Annotated in this window: 26 protein-coding genes and 1 pseudogene; 11 read left to right on the top strand and 16 right to left on the bottom strand. The window is 74.6% G+C overall.

Translation table 11 applies throughout. The annotated features are described in order from the left end of the window. Nucleotides 1-189: 189 nt before the first annotated feature. Nucleotides 190-384 (bottom strand): DUF7455 domain-containing protein, encoded by a 195-nt coding sequence (locus WCD58_RS03945; protein ID WP_274189263.1) that lies wholly within the window; start codon nucleotides 382-384, stop codon nucleotides 190-192. 327 nt (nucleotides 385-711) lie between these two features. On the opposite strand from WCD58_RS03945, the gene WCD58_RS03940 reads away from it, so the two are divergent. Then, nucleotides 712-2067 carry a type I glutamate--ammonia ligase gene (locus tag WCD58_RS03940; protein ID WP_337700788.1) on the top strand — a complete coding sequence of 452 codons (1356 nt, stop codon included), beginning with the start codon at nucleotides 712-714 and terminating at the stop codon, nucleotides 2065-2067. Here WCD58_RS03940 and WCD58_RS03935 read toward each other — a convergent pair. From WCD58_RS03935 to gvpJ, 5 genes are read right to left on the bottom strand one after another with little or no spacing between them, the layout of a single operon-like run. Then, nucleotides 2064-2633, bottom strand: a complete 570-nt coding sequence (locus WCD58_RS03935; RefSeq protein ID WP_337699693.1) for a hypothetical protein — start codon at nucleotides 2631-2633, stop codon at nucleotides 2064-2066. The two genes, WCD58_RS03940 and WCD58_RS03935, sit on opposite strands and share 4 nt — an antisense overlap. Before the next feature lie 11 nt (nucleotides 2634-2644). Then, a complete protein-coding gene (locus tag WCD58_RS03930) occupies nucleotides 2645-5374 on the bottom strand; it encodes a helix-turn-helix transcriptional regulator (protein ID WP_337699691.1) in 2730 nt (909 codons plus the stop codon). A gap of 42 nt (nucleotides 5375-5416) precedes the next feature. Continuing rightward, nucleotides 5417-6211: an inositol monophosphatase family protein gene (locus tag WCD58_RS03925; protein ID WP_337699689.1), complete on the bottom strand. Its 795-nt coding sequence runs from the start codon at nucleotides 6209-6211 to the stop codon at nucleotides 5417-5419. 58 nt (nucleotides 6212-6269) lie between these two features. Further along, entirely contained in the window at nucleotides 6270-6557 is a 288-nt protein-coding gene (locus WCD58_RS03920) for a hypothetical protein (protein ID WP_337699687.1), read from the bottom strand. A 35-nt stretch (nucleotides 6558-6592) separates the two neighbouring features. Beyond that, nucleotides 6593-6967 carry a gas vesicle protein GvpJ gene (gvpJ, locus tag WCD58_RS03915; RefSeq protein WP_337699685.1) on the bottom strand — a complete coding sequence of 125 codons (375 nt, stop codon included), beginning with the start codon at nucleotides 6965-6967 and terminating at the stop codon, nucleotides 6593-6595. 90 nt (nucleotides 6968-7057) lie between these two features. On the opposite strand from gvpJ, the gene WCD58_RS03910 reads away from it, so the two are divergent. Further along, the gene (locus WCD58_RS03910; protein WP_337699683.1) at nucleotides 7058-8554 is read left to right on the top strand and encodes an ArnT family glycosyltransferase; all 1497 of its coding nucleotides are present in this window, start codon (nucleotides 7058-7060) and stop codon (nucleotides 8552-8554) included. A gap of 19 nt (nucleotides 8555-8573) precedes the next feature. On the opposite strand, the gene WCD58_RS03905 is transcribed toward WCD58_RS03910, so the two are convergent. After that, on the bottom strand, nucleotides 8574-8750 hold the full coding sequence (locus WCD58_RS03905; protein WP_337699681.1) for a hypothetical protein: 177 nt from the start codon (nucleotides 8748-8750) through the stop codon (nucleotides 8574-8576). A gap of 81 nt (nucleotides 8751-8831) precedes the next feature. Between WCD58_RS03905 and WCD58_RS03900 the strand changes: the two genes are divergently transcribed. Next, complete coding sequence (locus tag WCD58_RS03900) at nucleotides 8832-8987, top strand: hypothetical protein (protein ID WP_337699680.1); 156 nt, start codon at nucleotides 8832-8834, stop codon at nucleotides 8985-8987. Between the two features lie 9 nt (nucleotides 8988-8996). Here WCD58_RS03900 and fmdA read toward each other — a convergent pair whose 3' ends face one another. The 5 genes and pseudogenes from fmdA to WCD58_RS03875 all read right to left on the bottom strand — a co-directional run. Then, nucleotides 8997-10250: a formamidase gene (gene fmdA, locus WCD58_RS03895; protein ID WP_337699678.1), complete on the bottom strand. Its 1254-nt coding sequence runs from the start codon at nucleotides 10248-10250 to the stop codon at nucleotides 8997-8999. A gap of 51 nt (nucleotides 10251-10301) precedes the next feature. Further along, on the bottom strand, nucleotides 10302-10961 hold the full coding sequence (locus WCD58_RS03890) for an AmiS/UreI family transporter (RefSeq protein ID WP_337699675.1): 660 nt from the start codon (nucleotides 10959-10961) through the stop codon (nucleotides 10302-10304). Nucleotides 10962-11030: 69 nt separating this feature from the next. Continuing rightward, nucleotides 11031-11267 (bottom strand): FmdB family zinc ribbon protein, encoded by a 237-nt coding sequence (locus tag WCD58_RS03885; protein ID WP_337699673.1) that lies wholly within the window; start codon nucleotides 11265-11267, stop codon nucleotides 11031-11033. 448 nt (nucleotides 11268-11715) lie between these two features. After that, nucleotides 11716-13275 carry a LytR C-terminal domain-containing protein gene (locus tag WCD58_RS03880; protein ID WP_337699671.1) on the bottom strand — a complete coding sequence of 520 codons (1560 nt, stop codon included), beginning with the start codon at nucleotides 13273-13275 and terminating at the stop codon, nucleotides 11716-11718. 374 nt (nucleotides 13276-13649) lie between these two features. Then, nucleotides 13650-15047: pseudogene (locus WCD58_RS03875) on the bottom strand (RNA polymerase sigma factor); the annotation flags it as partial. 278 nt (nucleotides 15048-15325) lie between these two features. Here WCD58_RS03875 and WCD58_RS03870 point away from each other — a divergent pair. Continuing rightward, a complete protein-coding gene (locus WCD58_RS03870) occupies nucleotides 15326-16177 on the top strand; it encodes an inositol monophosphatase family protein (protein WP_337699669.1) in 852 nt (283 codons plus the stop codon). Nucleotides 16178-16180: 3 nt separating this feature from the next. Here WCD58_RS03870 and cei read toward each other — a convergent pair whose 3' ends face one another. Next, nucleotides 16181-16804, bottom strand: a complete 624-nt coding sequence (gene cei, locus WCD58_RS03865) for an envelope integrity protein Cei (protein ID WP_337699667.1) — start codon at nucleotides 16802-16804, stop codon at nucleotides 16181-16183. A gap of 382 nt (nucleotides 16805-17186) precedes the next feature. On the opposite strand from cei, the gene WCD58_RS03860 reads away from it, so the two are divergent. Then, nucleotides 17187-17489, top strand: coding sequence for a DUF4193 domain-containing protein (locus tag WCD58_RS03860; RefSeq protein ID WP_133825164.1), 303 nt, complete (start codon nucleotides 17187-17189; stop codon nucleotides 17487-17489). On the opposite strand, the gene WCD58_RS03855 is transcribed toward WCD58_RS03860, so the two are convergent. Continuing rightward, the gene (locus WCD58_RS03855; protein WP_337699663.1) at nucleotides 17490-17987 is read right to left on the bottom strand and encodes a DUF3093 domain-containing protein; all 498 of its coding nucleotides are present in this window, start codon (nucleotides 17985-17987) and stop codon (nucleotides 17490-17492) included. Between the two features lie 25 nt (nucleotides 17988-18012). Between WCD58_RS03855 and dut the strand changes: the two genes are divergently transcribed. The 4 genes from dut (at nucleotide 18013) to WCD58_RS03835 (ending at nucleotide 20609) form a co-directional block, all read left to right on the top strand. Further along, the gene (dut, locus tag WCD58_RS03850) at nucleotides 18013-18516 is read left to right on the top strand and encodes a dUTP diphosphatase (protein ID WP_337699661.1); all 504 of its coding nucleotides are present in this window, start codon (nucleotides 18013-18015) and stop codon (nucleotides 18514-18516) included. Beyond that, on the top strand, nucleotides 18513-19235 hold the full coding sequence (locus tag WCD58_RS03845; protein WP_337699659.1) for a DUF3710 domain-containing protein: 723 nt from the start codon (nucleotides 18513-18515) through the stop codon (nucleotides 19233-19235). The genes dut and WCD58_RS03845 overlap by 4 nt, the downstream gene beginning before the upstream one ends. A 107-nt stretch (nucleotides 19236-19342) precedes the next feature. After that, nucleotides 19343-19717: an OB-fold nucleic acid binding domain-containing protein gene (locus WCD58_RS03840; RefSeq protein WP_133825167.1), complete on the top strand. Its 375-nt coding sequence runs from the start codon at nucleotides 19343-19345 to the stop codon at nucleotides 19715-19717. Nucleotides 19718-20030: 313 nt separating this feature from the next. Then, nucleotides 20031-20609, top strand: coding sequence for a DUF3159 domain-containing protein (locus tag WCD58_RS03835; protein ID WP_337699655.1), 579 nt, complete (start codon nucleotides 20031-20033; stop codon nucleotides 20607-20609). Here the strand turns inward: WCD58_RS03835 and WCD58_RS03830 are convergent, their stop codons facing one another. Then, nucleotides 20610-21278: a potassium channel family protein gene (locus tag WCD58_RS03830; RefSeq protein ID WP_337699654.1), complete on the bottom strand. Its 669-nt coding sequence runs from the start codon at nucleotides 21276-21278 to the stop codon at nucleotides 20610-20612. Then, nucleotides 21278-21943: a potassium channel family protein gene (locus WCD58_RS03825; protein ID WP_337699652.1), complete on the bottom strand. Its 666-nt coding sequence runs from the start codon at nucleotides 21941-21943 to the stop codon at nucleotides 21278-21280. Before WCD58_RS03825 ends, WCD58_RS03830 begins: the two co-directional genes overlap by 1 nt. An 88-nt stretch (nucleotides 21944-22031) precedes the next feature. Here WCD58_RS03825 and WCD58_RS03820 point away from each other — a divergent pair, with 88 nt between their 5' ends. Further along, nucleotides 22032-24128 carry an APC family permease gene (locus WCD58_RS03820; protein WP_337699650.1) on the top strand — a complete coding sequence of 699 codons (2097 nt, stop codon included), beginning with the start codon at nucleotides 22032-22034 and terminating at the stop codon, nucleotides 24126-24128. After that, nucleotides 24125-25360 carry a class I SAM-dependent RNA methyltransferase gene (locus WCD58_RS03815; RefSeq protein ID WP_337699648.1) on the top strand — a complete coding sequence of 412 codons (1236 nt, stop codon included), beginning with the start codon at nucleotides 24125-24127 and terminating at the stop codon, nucleotides 25358-25360. Before WCD58_RS03820 ends, WCD58_RS03815 begins: the two co-directional genes overlap by 4 nt. The last annotated feature ends 48 nt before the right edge of the window (nucleotides 25361-25408 follow it).

Here is a 25408-nt window from a genome sequence, read left to right as displayed (position 1 = left end):
CCGGGTCCGGCACCGATCCGGACGCATCGGACACCGGTCCGCGCGAGCGGTCGCCGGCGTGATCGCCGGTGACGATCTCCGGAGAGCCCCCTCCACACACGACGACGGGCGGGGACCCTGGGGTCCCCGCCCGTCGCGGTGTTGGTCGCTGTGATGTTCTTGTCGAAGAAACTGCTGGTCAGGCGGCTGTCACGCGCTCTCTCCAGCCTGCACGTCCACCGACAGCTCCTTCAACTTGGCCTCGTGGGCCCGGGCGTGGTGCCCGCAGAAGAGGAGTTCTCCACCGGAGGGCAGTACGGCGCGAACCTTCGCCGCTGCACCGCAGCGATCGCAGCGGTCCGAGGCGGTGAGTTCTGGCCGGGTCAGGGTGCCGGGCATCGTCATCTCCCTCCGTCGAGGCTTCGGACGGAGGTCCGAGCCCGCGAGCTCCGGTCGTGCGACCGTCGCTTCTCCACTGTGTCAGACGCTGCCCGCGACCGCTCGTGTTCACGCGGCGCTTTGTCGTCCGTCACGAACCGCTCATCGGAGGTGAGGCGCCGCTTGTTCCGGGGTACGGCGGGAGACCACCCGATCGGGAGTCGATCTCGAGCGACGAGTGGTCGGCGCCACCCGCCCGTGAGCGGTCACGCGCGGGAACCACCGCCGGGCCCGTGTCGCCCACTAGCCTCTCGGGCCATACGCCGGGGTGGAGGGGAGGCAGCGGTGGGCGACATCGCAGAACGCGCCGCGGGGCTCGTGGAGGAGCTGCGCGCGCGGGGCGTCGCGGGCGTCACGGTCGTCTGGGCGGACAACAACGGCATCCCGCGCTCGCGCACCGTGCCGGTGGGCTCGCTGCCCGGGGTGGCCGAGCACGGCATCGGCGTGAGCACCGTCTTCTCGATCTTCGACACCAACGACGGCATCCAATACGGAGCGCCGGGCCGCGAGACGCCCTCGGGCGACGTGCGCCTGGTGCCCGACCTCGACCGCCTCACTTCGCTGGCCGGCCAGCCGGGCCTCGCCTGGGCGCCGGGCACGCAGGTGACCGTCGACGGGTCGCCCTGGCCGTGGGACCAGCGCTCGCTGCTGACCTCCACCGTCGACGCCCTCGCCGAGCGCGGCTACACGGCGCGGGTGGGCTACGAGCTGGAGTTCGCGGTCAGCCTGCCCTCCGAGGACGGGGCGGTCGTCCCGGCCTACCGGAGCCCCGCGTACAGCCCGCACGCCCTGCTCGAGATCGACGCGTTCGTCACCGACGTCCTGCGCGACGCGGAGGCCAACGGGCTGCGCATCGGCCAGTTCCACGCCGAGTACGGGCCGGGGCAGGTCGAGCTCTCGCTCGGCGCCGCGGACCCGGTGACGGCCGCGGACGAGCAGCTGCTGGCCCGCCAGACCGTGCTGGCCGCGGCGGCGCGCCACGGTCTGCGCGTGAGCTTCGCGCCCCTGCCCTCGCTGAACCTCGCGGGCAACGGGTGGCACGCGCACACCTCGCTGTGGCGCGACGGCGTCAACCTGCTCGCCGGCGGCGCCGAGGGCCCGGGGACGACCGCGGGCGCCGGCTACGTCGCGGGCCTCCTGCGCGACCTGCCCGCGCTCGCGGCGATCACCGCGCCCTCGATCGGCTCCATGGCGCGGCTGCGGCCCGGCTTCTTCGCGGGCGCCTACGGGTTCTGGGGCATCGAGAACCGGGAGGCCCCGCTGCGCTACGTCGCGGGCTCCGAGCTGCTCGGCCTGGACCACGCGAACGTCGAGCTCAAGGTCTCCGACGCCTCGGCCAACCCGTACCTCGCGCTGTCCGCGATCCTGACCTCAGGCGTGGCGGGGGTCGAGGAGAACCTCGCGCCGCCTGCGCCGATCGCCTCGGACCCCGGGACGTGGAAGAAGAAGGAGCGTGCCGCGGCCGGCGTCACGGCGCTGCCCACCACCCAGGCCGACCAGGAGGCCGCGCTCCTGGCCTGCCCGCGCCTGACCGACCTGCTCGGTCCCGAACGGCTCGGCGCCTTCCTGGCGGTGCGCCGCGCCGACGCGGCGTTCGCCGCCGACCGCGAGACCGAGGACGTCCTCGCCGCCTGGCGCTGGCGCTATTAGGCCACCGGCACCCGCGTCGCCGTCCGCACGTGGGTCAGGACGGCGACCGCGGTGCCGAGCCACAGCAGGTCCCAGACCACCAGGGTCAGCACCGCGGCCAGCGCGGGCGGGCCGTCGACGATGATGATCGTCGGGATCGCGATCACGAGCATCCAGAGCCCGACGAGCAGCGGCAGGGCGCGGGCGAAGCCGTCGAAGACCTGCGCGCGCAGCACCGCGATGCCGAGCACGACCATGCCGACGCCGGTGACGATCGGCGCCGTGGCGTAGAGCGGTGCGGCCGCGGCCTCGTCGATGAGGTTGATGATGTGGGCGGCGAAGAAGCCGAGCTGGCCCACCGCGGTGACGACGAGGCCGGTGACGGCGAGCGCGCCCCGGCCGGCGGCCCCGCAGGCGACCACGGCGACGGCGGCCGCGAGCTCGCCGAGGGTGATCACCGCGAGCACGGCACCGATCGCGGCGAACTCGGCGCCGACGATCGCGACGTACAGGGAGACGAGGACGGAGACGGCGGTCAGGACGACCGCGGCGAGGGCGAGCGGCCGGGCGGCGGCGCGAGGGATCATGCCCGCGGACGCTAGGAGCGCCGCGCACCCCCGACATCGGGTGTTTCCCTCTCCAGCCTGGCCATGAGCGCACCGAGCTCGGCGCGCGACCGGATCCCGAGCTTGCGGTAGGCCCGCGCCAGCGTCGCCTCGACGGTCTTGGGGCTGACCGCGAGCTCGGCCGCCACCGACCGGTTCGTGCGACCCGCGGCGGCGAGCAGGGCCATGCGGTGCTCGGCGGGGGTGAGGCCGTCACCGTGCGGCTCGGGCACCGGGTGCAGGCGTCCGGCCTCGGTCCGCGCCCGCGCCGCCCACGTCGCGCACCCGATCCGGGCGAACACCGCGGCCGCGGCCTCCGCGTGCTCGGTCGCGACCCGGCGGCGCCGGCGGCGTCGCTCGACGGCGGCGAGGGCGAGCCGGGTGCGGGCCCGCTCGACGGGCACCGGGAGGCGGTCGTGCTCGTGCAGGGCGTCGGTGAGCGCCGCGGCCGCGCCGTCGAGGTCCCCGTCGGCGGCCCGGAGGAGCCCCCGGCACCGCCCGCCCAGCGCGAGCGCCCAGGGACGGTCCAGCGTCCGGCCGGCCTCCTGCAGCGCGTCCACGAGCGGGCGTGCCTCCGCGAGCCGCCCGACCCCGACGAGCGCCTCCACGGCGTCCGGCACGAACGGCGCGGCGAGGGGCTCGCCGTAGCCCATCTCGCGGGTCGCGGCCGCCATCGGGCCGAGGACCGCCGCGGCCGCCTCGAGGTCGCCGGCCGAGAGCTCGGCGAACCCGAGCGTGATCATCGGCCAGACCGTGGCGGCGACGGCACTGCCCTCCGCGAGCAGCGCGATCGCCCGCCGGGCCTGGGCGCGCGCCTCGTCGAGCCGCCCCGCGTAGGCGGCGGCGGTGGCCGTCACGGACGCCGCGATCGCGTGCGCGACGGAGCCGCCGAGCTGCTCGGCCCGCTCCGCGGTGTCGCGGGCGAGGTCCTCCGCGGCGGCGAGGTCGCCGCGCCAGCACTCGAGGATCACGTGGTGGAAGGCGGGGAAGAGCAGGTCGGCCTCGGCGCCGGTGTCGAGCGCGTCGCGACGCAGGCCTAGGAGGACGTCGCGGGCGCGGTCCAGCTCGCCGGTCCACGCCAGCAGCAGGCCGTGCACGAGGCTCGGGCGCGTCATCACGGCCCCCGACGCCGTCGGGTCCTCGCCGGCGAGCGCGCGGTCGAGCGCGGCCCGGTCGAGGCCGCCGCCGGCGAGGAACACGGTCATGGTGCGGGTGGCCTCGGCGACCGCCAGCAGACCGTCGTCGCCCACGGCGGCGGCGTCCGCGGCGAGCTGGTCGGCGAGCGTGGCCGCCTCGCCGATGCGCCCGAGGTTGACCGTCACGTACACGAGCTCGGCGCGCACCCGGGCCCGCTCCGCGTCGTCGCCGGCGCGGGCCAGCGCCGCCTCGAGGTGCGCCGCGGCCTCGGCGTAGCTGTCGGTGTGCAGGTGCACGTGGGCGAGCAGGCGCTCCGCGGCCGCGTCCCGGTCCCCGAGGGTCGTGAGGAGCTCCCGCGCCCGCGCCGCGTCGCCCGCGGCGAGGAGGTGCCCGGCCAGGCCCGCCCGGCGCGCCGCCGTGTCGCCGCCGAGCCCCAGGGCGAGCTCGAGCAGCTCGGCGGCGGCGTCCGGCGCCCCGCGGGCCCGGGCGCTCGCCGCCGCGGCGTCCAGGTCCGCGAGCACCACCGGCTCGGCGCCGAGGCTCCCGAGCGCGCGGTGCCGGGCGCGGTCCTCGGGATGGTCGGTCACCGCGCCCAGGCGCCGGTGCGCGTCGCGGCGGGCACCGGGTCCGGCGCGGTCGGCGACGGCGGCGGCGAGCAGCGGGTGCCCGAACGCGATCCGCTCCCCGGCGATCGCGACGACGCCGTCGGCCTCGGCGGGCAGGAGGTCCGCCGGGTCGGCGCCGGCGCGGCGGAGCAGCGCCACGGTCGGCGCGCCGGCCAGGGCGACGAGCAGCAGGGCGTCGAGGGTCGCGGGCGCGAGCCGGGCGACGCGGTCGGCGACGAGCGCCCCGAGCGTCGGCGGGAGGTGGTCGCCGCGCCCGTCCCGGTCCGCGCGGGCCAGTTCGAGGGCGTAGAGCGGGCGGCCGCCCGAGATGCGGGCGAGGCGGTCGAGCGCGGGCCGGGGGAGGGCGGCGCCGGTGTGCTCGACGACCAGCCGGTGCAGCGCCGAGGGCGGCAGATCGCCGAGCACGAGCCGCTCGACGTCCCCGCGCGCGGTGACCCAGTCCGGGGCCGGGGCGTCCGCGGCGAGCCCGGCGAGCACACCGACCGGTCCGGCCGCCCGGCGCAGCGCGAACGCCAGGGCGGCGGCGCTGGAGGCGTCGACGAGGTCGGCGTCGTCGACGGCGAGGAGCACGGGGCCCGACACGCGGGAGAGCAGGCCGAGCAGCGCGCTGCCGACCGTGCGCGCGTCGACGTCGGGCCCCGGCGCGGACCGCAGGAGCACGGCGTCGACCGCACGGCGCTGGGGCTCCGGGAGCACCGTGCCGTCGTCCGACAGGTCCAGCAGCCCCGGCAGGAGGTCGGCGAGCACACCGTGCGGGAACCCGGTCTCGGCCGCGGTCGGCCGGGCGGTGACGACGCCGGTCTCCTGCTCGCGGGCCCGGCGCACCGCCGCCGACCACAGCGTGCTGACACCGCTGCCGGGCGGCCCGGACACGACCAGCGTCACGGGGCCCAACCGGAGCCGGTCGACGGCGGCGTCGAGCGTCGCGAGCTCCGCGTCGCGCCCGTGAACACCCTCCACCCGGGCATGGTGGTACTCCGTCCGCCGGAGCGAAAGGGCAGGTCAGCCCAGCAGGACGTCCAGGATCGCCTCGTGCGCGGCGGGCCGGGCGATGAGCAGGTCGGGGGAGTACGGGTCGTCGGCGCCGAAGGGCAGTGGGGTGCCGTCGAGCCGGGTGACGCGCAGGCCCGCGCCGACGGCGACGGCGGCCGGCGCGGCGTTGTCCCATTCGTACTGGCCGCCGGAGTGCAGGTAGGCGTCGACCTGCCCGTCGACGACCGCGAGGGTCTTCACCCCGGCCGCGGACAGGGCGACCGTGCGCACCGGGTACACCGCGGCGAGGCGGCGCAGCTCGGCGGGCGGGCGGGAGCGGCTCACGGTGACCGTCAGCCCGCGCTCGGGGTCGATCGGCGTGTCCGGCAGCGGCGTGACCGTCGCGGAGTCGGCCAGCTCGCCGCGCGCCGGAAGCGCGACCGCGCCCGCCACGAGCTCGCCGTCGACGAGGAGCGCGACGTGCACGCCCCACTCGTCGCCGCCGCGTCCGTAGCCGCTCGAGCCGTCCAGCGGGTCGACGATCCAGAGCCGGTGCGCCCCGCGCCGCGGCGCCGGGTCCTGCGTGCCCTCCTCGGAGAGGACGGCGTCGGTGGGCCGGTGGCGCTGCAGGGCGTGGACGAGGAACTCGTGCGCCTCGGCGTCGCCGCGGTACTCCCGGTCGCGGCCCGGGCCGGTGTCGTCGCGGAGCTCCAGGAGCAGCGCGCCGGTGGCGTAGGCCAGCTCGCGGGCCAGTGCGGCGTCCTCGGCGACCGTGGGTTCGTGACTCGGTTCGGTGCTCGTCGGCTCTTCCCTCGCGGCACTCACCCCCCGATCCTGCACGACGGGTCGCGGCAGGGCCGCGCGGGTCGGCGTGATCCCCGTGTCAGGGCGACTCGGCCGCGGCCAGCACGCCGGCCAGCTCGTGCAGCACGGCGGCGCGGGCGTCCTCGGCGCCGGGGGCGGTGTCCTCGCGCTGGTCGAGCAGCAGGCGGGCCAGGCTCGCGAGGCTGATGACCTGCGCCGCGAACTCCTCCGGCCCGCCCAGCTCGCCGAGCAGCGCGCCCACGGCGTCCAGGTCGCCGGCGTCCATGCCCTGGATCAGCGCCACCGAGCGTCGGTGGATCTCGGCGGGATCGGTGTCGGGCAGGTTGCTCGCGGGGTCGGGCTGCACGGCCGCCAGCATGTCAGGCGCCGCGCGCGTGACCGCTACCCGCTGCGCTTGCGGCGCTTCTTCTCCCGGCGCTCCTCGCGGATCTCCTGCCACGCCTCGTGCCCGGCGTCGAGGACGCCCTTGGTGATGCCCTTCGCGCCGCCCTCGTAGGTCTTCTCGATCATGCGCCCGGGCAGCTCGGTGAGCCCGACGCCGCCCTTCTCGTGCAGGTCGAGGCGGTTGGTGGCCTCCGCGAAGCGCAGGTAGGTGTCGACGCTGGCCACGACGATCCGCGCGTCGATCGTCACCAGCTCGATGCCGACGACCGAGATCTTGACGAAGGCGTCGATCACCAGGCCCTTGTCCAGGATGAGGTCGAGCACCTCGGCCAGCCCGCCCTGGGGCGAGCGCCGGACACCGGGGGAGGTCACGCCGGGGAGTCTAGGAACGCCGCACCGAACGTGACCATCGTCCGGACGGCCCCGTGCACCCCGCCGAGCGGCGCGGGGTAGGAGGTGTGTGTGACCGCCGTCGCCGTGCCGCGCACCGAACGCCTGCTCGCGGCCGCGCCGGTCCTCCTCGGGCTCGCCGTCACCGTGCTGCTGCTGGCGGTGTCGGCGCGCTACGGCTTCCACCGCGACGAGTTCTACTACCTCGTCTCGGGGCGCCACCCCGCGTGGGGCTACGTCGACAACCCGCCGCTGACCCCCGCGCTCGCGCGCTGGCAGGCCGCGGTGTTCGGGGCCTCGCCGACCGCGCTGCGCCTCGTCCCGGCGGTCGCCGTCGGCCTCTGCGTGGTGATCACCGGGCGGATGGCCCGGGAGCTCGGCGGCGACCGGGTCGCGGCCGCCGTCGCCGCCGCCTGCGCCGCCGGGGCGGCGTTCCCCCTGGCCACGGGCCACATGCTCTCGACGAGCACCCTCGACGTGCTCGTCTGGACCGCTCTGTCCTGGCTGCTCGTGCGCGCCCTGCGCGACGGCGGCCGGGTCTGGCTCGCCGTCGGGCTCGTGGCGGGAGTCGGGTTGCTCAACAAGTCCCTGGTCGCGGCGTTCCTCGGCGTGGTCGCGGCGGGCGTGCTCGCGGCCGGGCCGCGCCGGGTGTTCCGTGACCCGTGGCTGTGGGGTGCCGCGGTGCTCGCGCTCGCGATCTGGGCCCCGCACCTGGTCTGGCAGGCGACCCACGGCTGGCCCCAGCTGGCGTTCGGGCAGCAGATCGCGACCGTCGGCAACGGCGGCAGCGAGCCCCGCTGGACGTTCCCGCTCTTCCAGCTCATCGAGGTCAGCCCGTTCCTCGTGCCCGTGTGGGTCGCGGGGCTGTGGCGGCTGGTCCGCGACCCGGAGGTCGTGTGGGCTCGGGCGTTCGCCGTCGCCTACGGGCTGCTGTTCGTTCTGCTCCTCGTGGCGGGCGGCAAGCACTACTACCTCGCGGGCCTGTACCCGGTGCTGCTCGCGGCCGGCGCGGTGCCGGTCGTGGCGTGGATGCGGCGGGGCCCGGCCCGACCGCGCGTCGTCGGCGCGGTGCTCGCCGTCAACGTCGTCGTGGTGGCCTGGCTGATGCTGCCGATCGTCCCCGAGCGCTCCCTGCCCGGCAGCCCGCAGGTCGCCGTGTCACCGATCCCCGCCGAGACCGTGGGCTGGCCGACGTTCGTGGCCACCGTCGCGGAGGTGGTCCGCGGCGCGCCGCCCGGCACGGTCGTGCTGACCAGCAACTACGGCGAGGCGGGGGCGGTCGACGTCTTCCGTGCCACGGAACCGGCGTTCGCCGACCTCCCGCCCGCCTTCAGCGGGCAGAACAGCTACGCCGACTGGGGCCCGCCGCCGGAGTCGGCGACGACCGTCGTCGCCGTCGGCTACGACGAGGCGGCCCTGCGGCGCTGGTTCACCGATGTGCGAGTGGTGACGCGGATCGAGAACGAGGTCGGCGTGGACAACGAGGAGCGCGGGGCGCCGGTGGCCGTCGCGAGCGGGCGCCGCGACACGTGGGCCGCGCTGTGGCCGCAGATCCGCCGGCTGGCCTGAGCTGCAGAGTCAGGTCCGCTCAGTCGTCCTCCTCGCGCTTCCCGGATTCCTCCTCCTCGAGCGCGTCGTCGAGCAGCCGCTCGAGCCCCTGGATGCTCCGGTGGGGGCCCGTGCGGTCGAGGACGACGGGCTCCTCGGGGACGCCCGCGTCGGCGAGCCCCTCCGTGATGTGCTGGACTGTGTACAGACTGTGCACACCGGCGCGGTCGGCGGCGACGTGCCGCGGCGGGGGGACCCAGTCGCGGGCTTTCGGGTCCTTCTCGTCAGGAGCCTCGTCATGGACATCATCGTCAGCCACTGGCACTGCCCCCGGTGCGACGTCGGCGGCCGGGACCGCGAGCCCGAGCCGTCGTGCTGGAACTGCGGCGGCACGGCGGTCGTCACCTCCCGCCCGCGGGTGGACGGTGACGACCCGCCGGCCTTCACCTCGTGAGGACGCCGCTCAGCTGGTGACCGCCGACATGCCCCGGTCGGCCGAGACCGGTCCGTCCGCGGTCGGGCGGATGTCGAAGTCGAAGATCGCCGTCGGCAGGTAGAGCGAGCAGCAGGCGTTCGGGATGTCGACGACGCCGCTGACCCGGCCCTCGATCGGCGCCGACCCGAGCAGCAGGTAGGCCTGCTCGCCGGTGTAGCCGAACTTCTTGAGGTACTCGACGGCGTTCAGGCACGCCCGCCGGTAGGCCAGCGTCGCGTCGAGGTACTCGTTGGTGTCGGTGTCGTGGTCGACCGAGATCCCGATGAACGTCAGGAACTCCGAGTAGCGCGGTTCGACGTTGCCCGGCATGAAGATCGGGTTGGTGCTGACCCCGTACTTCTCCATGCCGCCCTTGATGAGGTCGACACCGAAGTCGATGAACCCGCCCATCTCGATGGCACCGCAGAACGTGATCTCGCCGTCGCCCTGGCTGAAGTGCAGGTCGCCGCCCGAGAGCTTCGCGTCCGCGACGTGCACCGGGTAGTAGACCCGGCTGCCGCGCGTGAAGTTCTTGATGTCGTGGTTGCCGCCGTTCTCGCGGGCGGGGACGGTCCGCGCGCCCTCGGCCGCGATCTGCTCGGCGAGCGAGCCGGTGGCCTGGCCGCCCAGCGAGCTCTGGGGCAGCGGCGGCAGCGCGAGCGGCGGCACGCGGTCCGGGTCGCGGTCGATCAGCGCCTGCTCACGCCGGTTCCAGCGGGAGAGAAGCTCGGCCGACGGCGCCGTGCCGAACAGGCCGGGGTGGGTGATGCCGGTGTAGCGCACGCCGGGCAGGTGGCGGGACGTCGCGACCTGGCCGTGGAAGTGCCAGATCGCCTTGGCGGCGTCGGGGAAGGAGTCGGTGAGGAACCCGCCGCCGTTCTCGCGGGCGAAGATGCCCGTGTAGCCCCAGCCCTGACCGGGCGCGTCGCCGTACTCCTGAGGGCCCTGGCAGGGGCCGAGGTCCAGGATGTCGACGACGAGCAGGTCACCCGGCTCGGCGCCCTCCACACCGATGGGCCCGGACAGCATGTGCGCGTGGCTCAGGTCGACGTCGCGGACGTCGTTGGCGGAGTCGTTGTTGCCCAGCTGCGCGTCGGTCCACTCCCGGCACTCCACCCGGAACTCGCTCCCCGGGCGGACCATCGAGGCCAGCGGGATGTCCGGGTGCCAGCGGTTGTGGCCGGGCACGGCCTGGTCGCGCATCGACTTGGACTGGTCGACCTCGAAGACGACCTCGGGCATGGGCGATCACCTTTTCCGATCGGGGCCGGCGGTCGCCGACCGAGGATGTGCTCAGGTGCGGGTGTAAGGGGTCGAGTCGGGGGACTCGACGGGGGCCGGGCTGTCGGAGCCGGCCGCCTGGCGTCGCGGCGGGCGCAGCGTCGGCAGCAGGACGAGCAGCATCACGACGCCGATGACGCCGAGCACGAGCGCGGTCATGCCGGTGGTCGGCCACGCGCCGATGAGCAGGAGGAACCCGGGGATCGCGGCGGTCACCCAGGCCTCGATGAGCGTGACCCAGCCCGTGTAGCGGGTCAGTGCCTCACGCTTGAGCCCGAGCAGCAGGAAGAACAGGGTCCACAGCACCGCCCAGTAGAGCCAGATGACGCCGAACGGGGCGTCGTCGAGCATCGTGAAGTTGACGAAGGAGAACCCGAGGGCGGCGATGGCCACGAACAGCGAGAACCAGCCGACACCGGTGGTGTCGAGGTCGGCGAGCAGGCCGATCCCGACGTAGAGGTAGGTGAAACCGAAGAGGTACAGCCCGCCGGCGAGGATGATCGTGTCCTGGTCGCCGTTCGCGGTGAAGATCAGGTACGTCGGCGTGACCACCTGCAGCGTCCCGACGAACAGGTTCATGATCGCCGCCGCCTTGCCCTCGACGAAGCCGAGCAGCAGCAGACCGTTCACGAACAGGACGGCGCCGACGTAGAACAGGCCGACAGATGCCATGGGTCCCTCCAGGACAGGACCGGGGGAGCCCCGGGCGCGCCGCGCGGCCCCGGGGCGTCACACGTGCGGTCAGCGACGCGTGGTGCCCGAGGCGCGGGTGACGACCTCGGGGACGTCGCGGCTCTTCTCCTCCCGCGCCAGCGCCGACCGCAGCGCGGGATCCATCTGGGCGAGCAGCGGAGCCGTCCACTGTCGCGGCGAGGACGCAGCGCAGCGTGGACACTCCACGCGCTCCGGGGCCTCCCCCATCGGGCGGGTCACGTCGAAGGTGCCGCAGTCGGGGCAGCGGTAGGCGTACGTCGCCATCGCGTCCTCCCCGGCACCGTCCCGCGCGAGTGGGAAATAGTTTCCGCGCACGGGCATCGATGGGGCAAGGCGCAAAATCGCAGGTCCGGACGGGGGAGGTCGCGGGTCCCGCACGCGTCGGCCGTCCGGAGCAGTGGTGGGTGGCGCGCGCTGCGGGCCTCTGGCGGGCCGAGCGGGGTGATTACTGGCTGGTATCGCTCGCCAGGCGAGCGATACCAGGCAGTAACCGTGAGTGCGGCGGGCGGCGGCGCCGTGGGACGCACGCCCTCGGCCACGATCGCTCCAGGTGCTCCGTCAACCCGATGTCACAGGGTTCCCGGAGCAACGGGAGCGATCATGACTCCGGGTTGGCGGAGGAGAGCCCGCGGTCCGGAGCTCTCCTCCGCCATCGCGGTTCCCGACGGCGACGCCCATGGGTCCGGAGACGGGCCGACGGGAGGCGAGCCCGTCAGGGACTGGCCACTGGGTTGGCGGGGCCGCACCGCGGCGCGAATGCCCCACCGGCGTTCTCGATCGTCTCGGCCGCCCGCGAGTTCCGGCCCCAGTTCTCTCGAGCGATGACGATGACGCCGGGCGAAGCGTTCGAGATGCCTTCGAAGCGCGGCTCCGCGAGGACCCCGAACTGCCTCGCGAGCGCTACAGCGGCAGGCTCTTCCTCGGTGCCGGGACGGTAGTAGACCCCGCTCTCGGGGAGGTCGACCGCGTTGTAGTTGCCGACCATGTCGACGGTCCAGCGCTGCGCGCGCATCTGAGCGGCCGCGCGATCGGCCAGACCGACCTCGTCCGAGTTGTTGTACACCCGAACCGCTACCCTTTGATCGTCCCTGAGTTGAAGCGCCTCAACGAAGTTGTCGACAACAGCCACCGGAACCTCGGTTTCGCGGAGCCCGTTCGCGGCGGACTTCAGCTGGTCCACGCGCTCGGGACTCCCCGCGACCCCTGCGTTCTCGAAGCTTGTCTGGCGGGAGTCGTAGTAGAAGATCGGCCGCGCCCCGCAAGAAATGGAGGGCTCTTTCAAGAACTGTTCGATCTCAGCGTCGGTGAGGTCGCGATTACCTGCGTTCGTCCAGCCGTGCCAGCCGAGTTCCCCTTGCGGGTCATCGTTGGCGAAATCAGCGAACAGGAAGAGCTCGACGACACCCTGCACGCATACCGTGTCGTCGAAACACTGCGCACCGCCTGCTCCAGGAGAGTCGCTGTCTGCTTCAAGGATGATAGCGAGGGCGTCACCGAGCGAGCGGTTCTCGCCGTCCGCATTGACGAACGCTTGGTTGTACGCCGGGGGGTAGAACGTCAGTCCGACTCCGGGGGCGCCTGCTCCACCGAGGTCGGCCGGTGCGCCGGCGGGGGTCGCCGCGACCGCTCCACCATGGGCGATCGCCGCGACCGCCCCGCCGCCGGGGGCCGCTCCGCCGGCAGCGACGACCCCGCCAGGAGCGACGGCCCCATCCGGAGCGACGGCCCCACCGGGAGCGACCGCCCCATCAGGAGCGATGGCCCCGCCAGGAGCGACCGCCCCATCAGGAGCGACGGCCCCACCGGGAGCGACGGCCCCGCCGGGAGCGATGGCCCCGCCGGGAGTGCCGCCCGGCACGATCGGCGCGGCCGCCAGCGGCCCGCCACCTTGCGGAGTTCCGGGCGCGCCGGCGGTCCCCTGCGCGGGCGCGCCTCCGGGAACGGGAGCGGTGCCAGGTGGCACGGCGCCCGGGGCGCCGGTGCCGGGCGGCAGTGCGCCCGGCTCGCCGGGGCCGGTGCCGGGCGGCAGCGCGCTCGGCACGCCGGCACCGGGCGGAACGGCTTCCGGCGACGGGCCGGGGAGAGGGCCGGTCGAGGAGGTCGCGCCGGGCGCCTGTCCCGGAGCCGGACCGGGCGGTGTCGCCACCGGGGTCGTCGGGCCGCTGCCACCGAGGACGAGCACGCCCACCAGGACGGCCACCGCGGCGACGGCGAGCAGGGTGATGCCCGCGATGCGGAGACGCGAGGCGTCGGGTCTGTCGGGTCCGGTCATCTCGCGCCCCCCGGCAACGACGAGTCAAGGCGACCGTCGTTCACTCGATCGTGTGTTTAGGTTCGGCATGACACCACGATCGAGACTTCACACCGAGCCGACGCGCCGGGAACGGGACGCGGAGTCGGTTCGGGACTCGGGGCAGTGGCGCCCCGGCGGGTGAGAGGCACCCCGCGCACGACCGACAGGGCCCGATGCCTGCCGAGCGCGCCGCTCGCCCCGGGAGGACGCTGCCGCCCGGAGATCACGGGCGCCGTCATCCACCGCGACGCGACCGTCAGGTGCACCAGGACGCCCCTGATCACCAGGCGAGCCGGCGCAGAACGACGACGGCCCCCGAGCCGGAGCTCGGGGGCCGTCGGTCGGTCCGGGACCTAGTCCAGGTAGTCGCGCAGGACCTGCGAGCGCGAGGGGTGGCGCAGCTTCGACATCGTCTTCGACTCGATCTGGCGGATGCGCTCGCGCGTCACGCCGTAGACCTGGCCGATCTCGTCGAGGGTGCGCGGCTGGCCGTCGGTGAGGCCGAAGCGCAGGCGCACCACGCCGGCCTCGCGCTCGGAGAGCGTCGCGAGGACCGACTGCAGCTGGTCCTGCAGCAGCGTGAAGGAGACCGCGTCGACCGCCACGACGGCCTCGGAGTCCTCGATGAAGTCACCGAGCTGCGAGTCGCCCTCGTCGCCGATGGTCTGGTCGAGGCTGATGGGCTCCCGGGCGTACTGCTGGATCTCCAGCACCTTGTCCGGGGTGATGTCCATCTCCTTGGCGAGCTCCTCCGGGGTGGGCTCGCGGCCCAGGTCCTGGAGCAGCTCGCGCTGGATGCGACCGAGCTTGTTGATGACCTCGACCATGTGCACCGGGATGCGGATGGTGCGGGCCTGGTCGGCCATCGCGCGGGTGATGGCCTGGCGGATCCACCACGTCGCGTAGGTCGAGAACTTGTAGCCCTTGGTGTAGTCGAACTTCTCGACCGCACGGATCAGACCGAGGTTGCCCTCCTGGATGAGGTCCAGGAACGCCATGCCGCGGCCGGTGTAGCGCTTGGCCAGCGAGACCACGAGGCGCAGGTTGGCCTCGAGGAGGTGGGACTTGGCGCGCTCGCCGTCACGGACGATCCACCGCAGGTCGCGCCGCATCTGCGTCGCGAGCTCCTGCTGGGCCTCGGCGACCTTGCGCAGCCGCTCGGAGGCGTAGAGGCCGGCCTCGATGCGCTTGGCGAGCTCGACCTCCTCCTCGGCGTTGAGCAGCGCGACCTTGCCGATCTGCTTGAGGTAGGCGCGGACCGAGTCGGCGGACGCGGTGAGCTCGGCGTCCTTGCGCGCCTGGCGCAGCGCCTCGGACTCCTCCTCGTCCCAGACGAAGTCGCCGGACTTCTTGTCCTCCTCGGAGGGCTCCTCGGTCTCGACCTCGGCGGCCTCGACCACCTCGGCGCCCAGGACGACGACGTCCTCGGTGAGCTCGGAGGCGGCGGCCTCCAGCTCGGAGGTCTCGAGGCCCTCGAGGTCGGCGCCCTCGGGACCGCCCTCGACGTCGACCTCCTCGGCACCCTCGGGCGCGTCGGCGTCGGTCTTGGCCGCGCCCTTGCCCTTGGCGGGCGCCTTCTTGGCACCCTTGGCCGAGCGCGTGGCGGCCTTCTTCGCCGGCGCCTCCGTGGCGTCCGGAGCAGCGACCACACCGACCGGGCCGCCGGCGGCGGGCTCTTCGGTGTCGGTGGCGTCGGTGACGCGGCGTCGGGTTGCGGACTTTGCGGCTGCCACAGACGACCTTTCGTGACGAACGGCTGAACGGCGACGGAATCGACGGACCCGGGTCGCCGGATGGCCACCCGGACGCGGGACGACGGGCGAGGGCCCCGGTCCCTCCCGGTGAACCGCCTCGGCTCCCGTCCATTGTAACGAGCCGCAGCGCCGGACGTCGCACCTCACAGTCGCCGAGCCCCGCCGAGCTGCCACGACGGGGTCGCGGGATCGATTCGGAACGGCTGCGCAGCGCGATCACCGGCCCGTGGACCGCTCGTCGCTCCGCGGACACCCACATGTGGTCCGATGCCGCCATGAACCGTTCCCCCGACGTCGCGCACAGGGTCGACCCGGTGCCGGTCGAGGAGCTCGAGCAGATCGCCGTCGACGTCGCGGGCGAGACCGCGGCGCTGGCGCTCGCGGTGCGGGAGCGCGTGGTGGGCCGCGACCGGCTGGACACGAAGAGCTCGGCCACCGACGTCGTCACCGAGGGCGACCGGGCCTGCGAGGCGCTGGTCCGCGAGCGCCTCGCCGCGACCCGTCCGGGTGACCTCGTGCTCGGCGAGGAGGAGGGCACCAGCGGGACGCCCGGGCCCGGCCAGGTCCGCTGGGTCGTCGACCCCATCGACGGCACCGTCAACTACACCCACGGGCTGCCGTGGTTCTCGGTGTCGCTGGGCGCCGAGGTCGACGGGCGGATCGTCGCCGGGGCCGTCGTCGAGCCCGTCTCGGGGCGGGTCTGGCGCGCGGCGCTCGGGCACGGGGCGCGGCGCGACGGCGAGACGCTGCGCACGTCCACCCTCGACGAGCTCGCCCTCGCCGTCATCGGGACGGGTCTGGGCTACGACCCGGGGCGCCGTGCCCGCCAGGCCGCGGTCCTCGCGCGGATCGCCGGGCGGATCGGGGACGTGCGGCGCACCGGGTGCGCCTCCCTCGACCTGTGCGCCGTGGCCGCCGGGTGGCTCGACGGCTTCTACGAGCACGGCCTGCACGCGTGGGACCACGCCGCCGGCGGGCTCATCGCGGCCGAGGCGGGCGCCGTGGTCCGCCTCCCCGGCGCGGACCCCGACGGCCTCGGCGCCGAGGCCACGCTCGTCGCCGCCCCGGCCCTGGCGGGCCCGCTCACGGAGCTGCTCGTCGCCGAAGGAGCCGGCGGGATCGCGTGAGGGTCAGCTGCTGCAGTCGACCGCGCGCAGCTGGGTCAGCGCCGCGTTCTCCGGGACCGCCGCCGGAGCGCCCGAGCCGTCCGTGGCGGTCTGGCGGGCCAGCGCCCGCAGTGCCTCCGTGACCGGCTGGGGCGGGGCGATGTCGCGGAAGTCGTCGCCCAGCGCGAGGTCGACCTCGGCGCCCGTGCGCCCGTCGGACACCAGCTCGGCGCACGGCACCACGATGCTCAGCGTGCGGGCCGCCGCGGCGCCCTCGGTGCCGTAGCGGATCTGGCCGACGCACGAGAGGTCCTGGGCGGGGTAGAGGGCGTCGTTGTCGGGCGGGGCGGCCTCGGCGATGCCCAGCTCGCCCAGCTCGGCGGCCGCCAGCTGGGCCTGGCCGCGCTGGCCCGCGCCGTTGAGCACGTGCACCCGCACGTCGCCGGGCGCCGCCGCCTGCTGGTCGTCCAGGGCGTCGGCCGACTGCGGGGAGCCCGCCCCGGCCACGGGGGAGACGTTGCAGGACGTCACCGAACCCGACGTCGAGTTGGTGAACACCACGGTCCACGTGACGATGCTCGCCACGGCGAGGACGGCCACCAGCACCGTGGCCGGCACGAGGTTGCGCCGCCGGTAGACCTCGCGCACCCGCGACGTTCCCGCCTTTACCGAGCCGACCAACCGACGCCCCTCCCCGAGAAGACCTGCTGCGGTGCAGGGTAGTGGTGCCCCGGCACCGCGCCGACGGTTCCGCGGCGGCGCGGCGCGGCGCGGCCCCGCGGGAAGGTCACGATCTCGACACTCCGCCGCCGCGAGCCGGGGGCCGGCTGACCGCAGCGGGTCACGTGAGTTACCCTCCCGCCGCTCCGCAGCCGCGCGGACGTCGTCTCGTCCGTGCCGTGGGACCCCAGAGGTGAGATCCGGGTCACTTTCCCGGTCGGCACAAACGGTCGCCGTCCCGCGTTGTGCTGCCGCACGACCGAAGTGGAACCGGGCAGGAACCGGGCACGACCGAGGGTGGGAAACCGCTATGGCGACCGACTACGACGCCCCGCGCCGCAACGAGACCGACGAGATGGGCGAGGACTCCCTCGAGGAGCTCAAGGCCCGGCGCAACGAAGCGCAGTCCGCCGCCGTGGACGTCGACGAGACCGACACCGCCGAGAGCTTCGAGCTCCCGGGCGCCGACCTCTCCGGCGAGGAGCTGACGGTGCGGGTGCTCCCGAAGCAGGCTGACGAGTTCACCTGCGGGAGCTGCTTCCTCGTGCACCACCGCAGCCGGCTCGCCGACCAGCGCGGCGGCCTCTTCATCTGCCGCGACTGCGCGGCCTGATCACTGAAGTGCTCGGAGGAGCTCCTCCGGGCGGCGGGTGGACACGACCCAGTACGGGGTGGGGTCGTCCGGGTCGATGACCTCGATCCGGACGGCCGGACCCACCCACGGCCGGTGCACGACGAAGGCCTCGGGGTCGAGCCGTGGCCCGAGCGCCTGGCGCTTGGCCTCACCGCGGACGACGTCGACCTGCCCGATCTGCGACAGCGGCAGGTGGGCGGGACCGGCGCGCAGCTCGCGCACCCCGGGGCCGTCGCCGTCGACGGCGATCCGGATGCGCCCGAGCCACACGAGCAGCACCACGGTCAGCGGGAACAGCAGGACGTAGGGCAGCCAGGAGCGCACGCCCGGGTAGCCCATGTGCAGCTCCGCGGCGAGCAGCCCGGCCATCAGCAGCGCCGGCGGCCAGGACCACCACGGCACGACCAGGCGCTCCGCGTACGCCGCGGGGCCGGCCGGGGTCGTGTCGGTTCCCGGTGAGGGGCGCGGGGTGCTCACGACACCCAGAGTAGTCTCGCCCCCCGTGTCGGAGGGTGTGGTGCAGGTCGACCTCGTGCGCCTCGACGCCGGTCTCCCCGTCCCTTCGCGGGCCCGTCCCGGCGACGCCGGCGCGGACCTGTCCGCGACCCGCGACGTCACGCTGGCCCCCGGCGAGCGCGTCCTGGTCGGGACCGGCGTCGCGGTGGTGCTCCCCGCGGGCTACGCGGCGTTCGTGATGCCCCGCTCCGGGCTGGCCGTGCGGGAGGGCGTCGGGCTGCTCAACTCCCCGGGCACGATCGACGCGGGATACCGGGGCGAGATCCAGGTGTGCCTGGTCAACCACGACCCGTCGCGGACCGTGACGATCCGTCGCGGCGACCGCGTGGCGCAGCTGGTGGTCCAGAAGGTCGAGGAGACCGTGTTCCGGGTGCTCGAGGGCGTCGAGGACCTCGAGACGCTCGCCGCCGTCGCGCCGACGGCACGGGGGGCGGGGGGCTTCGGGTCGACCGGAGCCTCCGGTGTCGTGACGGAGGGAGAACAGTCGTGAGCGAGGGGCGGCACCGGCATCGTGCCGGTCGCGTCGCGCAGGTGTCGGTGGCCGCCGAGCCCGCGGGCCGGCGCCACCACCAGCGACAGGGCCCGTGGGACGCCGAGGACGCGCCGCGCGACGGCCGCCTGCGCCTCGACCTGAGCTCGGTGCAGCTCCCGATCCCGCGGGGCGCCCGGCTCAAGGCCGAGCCGGACCCGAGCGGTCCGCTGCGGGCGGTGCACGCGATGGTCCCCGAGGGTCGGCTGACGGTCAGCGCCTTCGCGGCGCCGCGCACCGGGGGGCTCTGGCCGGAGCTGGTCGAGGAGCTCGCCGCCCAGCTCCAGAAGGAGGGCGCGACGATCCGGCGCGACCGGGGGGAGTGGGGCCGCGAGCTCGTGGCCCGCAACGGCAACACCGTGGCGCGCGTCATCGGCGTCGAGGGCCCGCGCTGGATGCTGCGCGGCGTCGGCACCGGCCCCGTGGAGCACGCCCTCAAGCTGCACGGGATGCTGCGTGAGATGCTGCGCGGCACCGTCGTGGCGCGGTCCTCGGACCCCCTGCCGGTGCGCTCGCTCCTGCCGCTCGAGGTCCCCGAGGACGTGCCGGACGAGTTCGCCGACTCGCTGGTCGAGTCGATGCCCACCAAGCCCCGTCAGATCACCCGGCCCGACGGCCCCGTGATCCCGATGATGCTGCCCCAGCGCGCCGGCGCGGGGACGTCCCCTGGTCGTTCCTGAGACACCCGGGTGGCGCACGATCGGACTATCCTGACGGTGTCCGCGGTCGACGGAGCCCGATGGGGGCGACCGTCACCGAGACCGCGGGGACGTGCACGGGAGCACTCATGAGCGCCGAGACCGGTTTCCTGCGCCGCATGGTCCGTCGTCTCACCTCGGATGTCGGCGACCTCGACGCGGACGACCTGTCCGCCGAGGCCGTCCGGTCGGGGTGCGACCGGGCGTGCGACTCGAGCACGGGTGAGGCGGTCACCGTCAAGGGACGGCTGCGCTCGGTGGAGATCTGTCCCCGGGGATCGGTCGCCACGCTCGAGGCGGAGCTGTTCGACGGCACCGACGGCGTGACGCTGGTCTGGATGGGCCGGCGGCGCATCCCCGGCATCGAGCCGGGGCGCACCGTGCGGGCGAGCGGGCGCGTGGCCGTCCGCGACGGCCGCAAGGTGATCTACAACCCGTACTACGAGCTGCAGCGGGCACACTGATCCCGGCGTAACGCCCGCGGGCGCAGGAACCTCCGCGGGGGCCGGGGTCGTACCGTGGTGGCACCGGCCGCCGGCCGGCGCGGGCCCGACGGACCCGCCGTCCCCGCAGGAGTCCGCCATCCGACCCGAGACGCGCTCCCCCCGCCACGGCGGTGACAGTGGTGACAGCGGTCCTGTCGACCCCCCGACCGGGCCGGTCGACCTGACGCGGGCCGACCCGCCGACGGAGTCGTTCGCGCCGGCTCCCCGTGCCGACGAGGCTCCGGAGGCCGAGGAGGCACCGGAGCCCCGCACGCCGACGCTGCTGGAGCAGATGGGCGGCGTGTCGGGCATCGTCGCGTCGGGCGTGCCCGTCGTCGTGTTCGTGGTGGCCCAGGCGATCTTCGGCAACCTCGTCGGGTCGATCGCCGCGGCGGTCGGGTCCGCGATCGCCGTGGCGATCTGGCGCTTCACGCGCGGCGACGCCGTGCAGCCCGCCCTCTCGGGCCTGCTGGGCGTCGCGGTGTGCGCGTTCATCGCCTGGCGCACCGGCGAGGCCAAGGGCTTCTTCCTGCTCGGGATCTGGACGAGCCTCGCGTACGGCGGCGTCTTCCTGGTCTCGGTGCTCGTCCGGCGGCCACTCGTCGGGGTGATCTGGCACCTCGTCAACGGGGAGGGCCAGGACTGGCGCCACGACAAGCGCGTCCTGCGCGGCTACGACCTGGCCTCGCTGGCCTGGGTCGTCGTCTTCGGCGCCCGGTTCGTGGTGCAGCGCTGGCTCTACGACTCCGTGTACGCCGAGACCTGGCTGGGCTGGGTGCGCCTCGCGATGGGCGTGCCGCTCGCCGCCGCGGCGGCGCTCGTGACGATCTGGGCGATCCGGCGCAGCCGCCGGACGGCAGCCGCCCGCTAGCTACTCCTCGGGCTCCCCGCGCAGGACGCGCTGGATCTCCTCCTCGACGTCCTCGCCGGCGACGAACATCATCTCGTCGCCCGGTTCGATGGGGTCGTCGGGCTGGGGGACGATCACGCGCCCGCCGCGCAGGATCGCGACGAGCGCGGCCTCGCGGGGCAGGGGCACCTCGCGGACCGCGCGGCCGGCGAGGGGGGTGTTGGCGGGCAGGGTGACCTCGACGAGGTTCGCGGTGCCCTGGCGCAGGGTCAGCAGGCGCACGAGGTCGCCGACGGTGACGGCCTCCTCGACCATGGCGGCGAGCATGCGCGGGGTGGACACGGCGACGTCGACACCCCAGGCGTCGTTGAAGAGCCACTCGTTGCGGGGGTCGTTGACGCGGGCGACGACGCGGCGCACCGCGAACTCGGTCTTGGCGAGCAGCGAGACGACGAGGTTGACCTTGTCGTCGCCGGTGGCGGCGATGACGACGTCGCAGCCCTGCAGGCGCGCCTCCTCGAGGGACGCGAGCTCGCAGGCGTCGGCGTGCACCCACTCGGCCTGCGGGACGGCCTCGGGCTCGACGTGGGCGAGGTCGCGCTCGATGAGCATCACCTCGTGGTCGGCCTCGACGAGCTCGGCGGCGATGGAGCGCCCGACGGCCCCGGCCCCTGCGACGGTGACGCGCACTACTCCGCCCTCTCCGGCGAGGCCGCCGCGGCGGCGGTGACGGCGGCGACGGTGCCGCTGACCGCCGCGGCGTACACCACGTCCTCGGCCTGCAGCACGGTGTCGCCGGTGGTCAGCACGCCGGTGCCGAAGCGCACGATGAACGCCACGCGGCTGCCCGTGGCCTCCTCGAGCTCGGTGACCGGGCGGCCCGACCAGTCCTCGTGGAAGTGCAGCTGCATGATCGCGACGGTGCCCGAGGGGTCGCGCCACGCGGTGGCGACGCCGTCGGGCAGCAGCATGCGCAGCAGGCGGTCGGTGGTCCACGGGACCGTCGCGACCGTGGGGATGCCGAGGCGCTCGTAGACCGCGGCGCGCTTGGCGTCGTAGATGCGGGCGACGACGTGGGAGACGCCGAAGGTCTCGCGGGCCACGCGCGCGGCGATGATGTTCGAGTTGTCGCCCGAGGAGACCGCGGCGAACGCCTCGGCGCGGTGGATGCCCGCCGCCGTCAGCGTCTCGCGGTCGAAGCCGATGCCCACGATCTCCTGGCCGTGGAAGTCGCTGCCCAGGCGGCGGAACGCCTGGGGGTCGCGGTCGACCACGGCCACGTCGTGGCCCAGCCGCTCCAGGGCCAGCGCGAGGGACGACCCCACGCGCCCGCAGCCCATCACGACGATGTGCACGCCGCCCGCCTCCCCGACTCCTCGATGGCGGTGCGACCGTATCTGCGCCGGATGCACCCGCGCGCACGGACGCGCCTACGCTTCGTTCGTGTCCAAGCTCGCCACGGCGACCAAGCGCCTGCTGCTCGGTCTGCCGTTCCGCAGCGACGCACTGCAGGGCACCCTGCTGCGCAAGCGCATCGCCCTGCCGGTGTTCGCCTCCGACGCCCTGTCGTCGGTGGCCTACGCCCCGCAGGAAGTGCTCATCACCCTGTCGCTCGCGGGGCTGGGCGCCTACGCGCTCTCGCCGTGGGTCGGCGTCGCCGTGATCATCGTGCTGGGCACGGTGGTCGTCAGCTACCGGCAGAACGTGCACGCCTACCCCTCGGGCGGCGGCGACTACGAGATCGCGACGGTGAACCTCGGCCGCTACGCCGGTCTCACCGTCGCCAGCGCCCTGCTCGTCGACTACACGCTGACCGTCGCCGTGTCGGTGTCCTCGGCGGCGGACAACCTCGGCGCGCTCGTGCCGTTCGTCGGCGACCACAAGGTGCTCTTCGCCGTCGCCGCGATCGTGGTGCTCACCGCCATCAACCTGCGCGGGGTCCGCGAGTCCGGGGCCGCGTTCGCCGTGCCCGTCTACTGCTTCATCGTCTGCCTGGTCGGCATGATCGTGTGGGGCGTCGTGCAGCTGGTCCTCGGCCAGGACCTGGTCGCGCCCAGCGCCGGGTTCGGCGTGCGCCCCGAGGGCGGCGGCGAGTCCACCGACGACCTCACGCAGCTCGCCCTCGTGTTCCTCGTGCTGCGCTCGTTCACCCAGGGCTGCGCGGCGCTGACCGGCGTCGAGGCCATCAGCAACGGCGTGCCGGCCTTCCGCAAGCCCAAGTCGCGCAACGCGGCCACCACGCTGGCGATGCTGGGGCTCATCGCGGTGTTCCTGTTCTCCGGGATGATCGCGCTGGCCCGTGCGTCGGGCGTGGTCATGGCCGAGCGGCCGGCCGAGCAGCTCGTCGGCGCGCCGCCGGACTACCGCCAGGAGACCCTCGTCGCCCAGCTGGCCCGGGCGATCTTCGAGGGCTTCCCGCCGGGCTTCTGGGCCGTGACGATCTTCACCGCCCTCATCCTCGTGCTGGCGGCCAACACGGCCTTCAACGGCTTCCCGGTGCTCGGCTCGATCCTGGCCCAGGACCGCTACCTGCCCCGCCAGCTGCACACGCGCGGCGACCGGCTGGCGTTCTCCAACGGGATCCTGTTCCTGGCGTTCTTCGCGATCGTCCTCGTCGTCGGGTTCTCGGCCGAGGTCACCGCGCTCATCCCGCTGTACACCGTGGGCGTCTTCGTGTCGTTCACGCTGTCCCAGACCGGCATGGTCCGGCACTGGACGCGGCTGCTGCGCACCGAGACCGACGCCTCCGAGCAGACCCGGCTGCGGCGCTCGCGGTGGATCAGCGGCTTCGGCACGGCCATGACCGGCACCGTGCTGCTCGTCGTGCTCGTCACGAAGTTCGTGGTCGGCGCCTGGATCGCGATCGTCGCCGGGGTCCTCGCGTTCCTCATGATGCTGTCGATCCGCAGGCACTACGACCGGGTCAGCGAGGAGATCGCCGCCCCGGAGGTCATGACCAGCACGCTGCCCAGCCGCAACCACGCGATCGTCTTGGTCTCGCGGCTGCACATGCCGACGCTGCGGGCCGTCGCCTACGCCCGCGCCACCCGGCCCGACGTGCTCGAGGCCCTGACGGTCAACGTCGACGACGCCGACACCCGCCAGCTCGTCGCGGAGTGGGAGTCGCGGGACATCCCGGTGCCCCTCAAGGTCGTCGAGTCGCCCTACCGCGAGATCACCAAGCCGATCCTGCAGTACGTCAAGCGGATCCGGACCGACAACCCGCGGGACGTGGTCACCGTGTTCATCCCCGAGTACGTGCTCGGGCGCTGGTGGGAGCAGCTGCTGCACAACCAGAGCGCGCTGCGCCTCAAGGGCCGGCTGCTCTTCCAGCCCGGCGTCATGGTGGTCAGCGTGCCGTGGCAGCTGGAGTCGTCGAAGCGCGCCGCGGCCCGGCGGCCCCCGGGCGCGCCCGGCTCGGCGCGCCGCGGCTACGAGCCCCCGCCCGGCGCCGGCGGCACCGGCTCCGCCCCGCCCGACGCGGCCCCGGCGCCCCCGGCCCGCAAGGGCACCGACCGCGCACCGGCAGGACCGCGATGAGTACCGGGACCACCGACTGGACCGACCGCCTGCTCGAGGTCGACGTCGGCCCCGTGGCACACGGCGGGCACTGCGTCGCGCGCCACGAGGGCCGGGTGGTGTTCGTGCGCCACGCCCTGCCCGGCGAGCGGGTGCGGGCCGTGGTCACCGAGGACGCCGGCGGCTCGTTCTGCCGCGCCGACGCCGTGGGCGTGCTGCACGAGTCCCCGGATCGCGTCGAGCCGGCGTGCGCCTGGGCCGGCCCGGGCGGCTGCGGCGGCTGCGACTGGCAGCACGCGACGCCGGCCGCCCAGCGCGCGCTCAAGGCGGCCGTGGTCGCCGAGCAGCTCGCGCGCCTGGCCGGGATCGAGCGCGACGTGGTGGTCGAGGAGCTGCCCGGCGGCGCCCTGGACTGGCGCACGCGGATGCGCATGGCGGTCACCGATGACGGGCGCCCCGGCCTGCGGGCGCACCGCAGCCACGAGGTGCTCCCCGTCGGCGACTGCCCGATCGCCGCGCCGGGCGCGCTGGCCCCGGTGCTCGAGCGGACGTGGACGCCGACCGCCGAGGTGGAGGTCGTGCGCGACGCGGCGGGCGAGGTGCACGCCGCCGAGCTGTTCGAGGGCGCCCGGCACCCCGAGCTGGGCGGGGGCACCGCCCACGAGCAGGCCGCGGGCCGCGACTGGGCGCTGCCACCGGAGGCGTTCTGGCAGGTGCACCCGCACGCCGCGGACGCGGTGGTCGCCGCCGTGCTCGAGGGCGTCGGGGAGCTGGAGCCGGGATCCTGCGCGTGGGACCTCTACGGCGGCGCCGGGCTGATCGCCGCCCCGCTGGCCGAGCGCGTCGGCGCCGGGGGCCGGGTGGTGCTCGTCGAGAGCGACCCGGCGGCGACCGCGGCGGCGGGGGAGTGCCTGACCGACCTGCCCGCGGTGCAGGTGGTGCGGGGGCGGGTGGAGAAGGTGCTGGCGGGAGACGGAGCCGGCCGGAGCTCGACCCATCGAAACAGCCTGCCCGGCCCGCCCGACGTGATCGTCGCCGACCCGCCGCGCAAGGGCCTCGGGCGGCGCCTGGCCGGCGAGCTGGCGCAGCAGGGCGCCGCGCGGGTGGTGCTGGTGGCCTGCGACCCCGCGGCGCTGGCCCGCGACGTCGCCGCCCTGGCCGAGCACGGGTACCGACTGGACGTCCTGCGTGCCTTCGACGCCTTCCCGATGACCCATCACGTCGAATGTGTCGCAACCCTCCTCGGGCCGTGACCGGCTCCGGTACGAAGGACGCGGCGGTGTCGAGGGGGTCGTCGAGGG

This window comes from Actinomycetospora flava (genome assembly GCF_037400335.1).
In the GTDB taxonomy this organism is placed as follows: domain Bacteria; phylum Actinomycetota; class Actinomycetes; order Mycobacteriales; family Pseudonocardiaceae; genus Actinomycetospora; species Actinomycetospora flava.
Note: the sequence above shows the minus strand (reverse complement) of the source record. Positions and strands in the feature narration are given on the sequence as shown.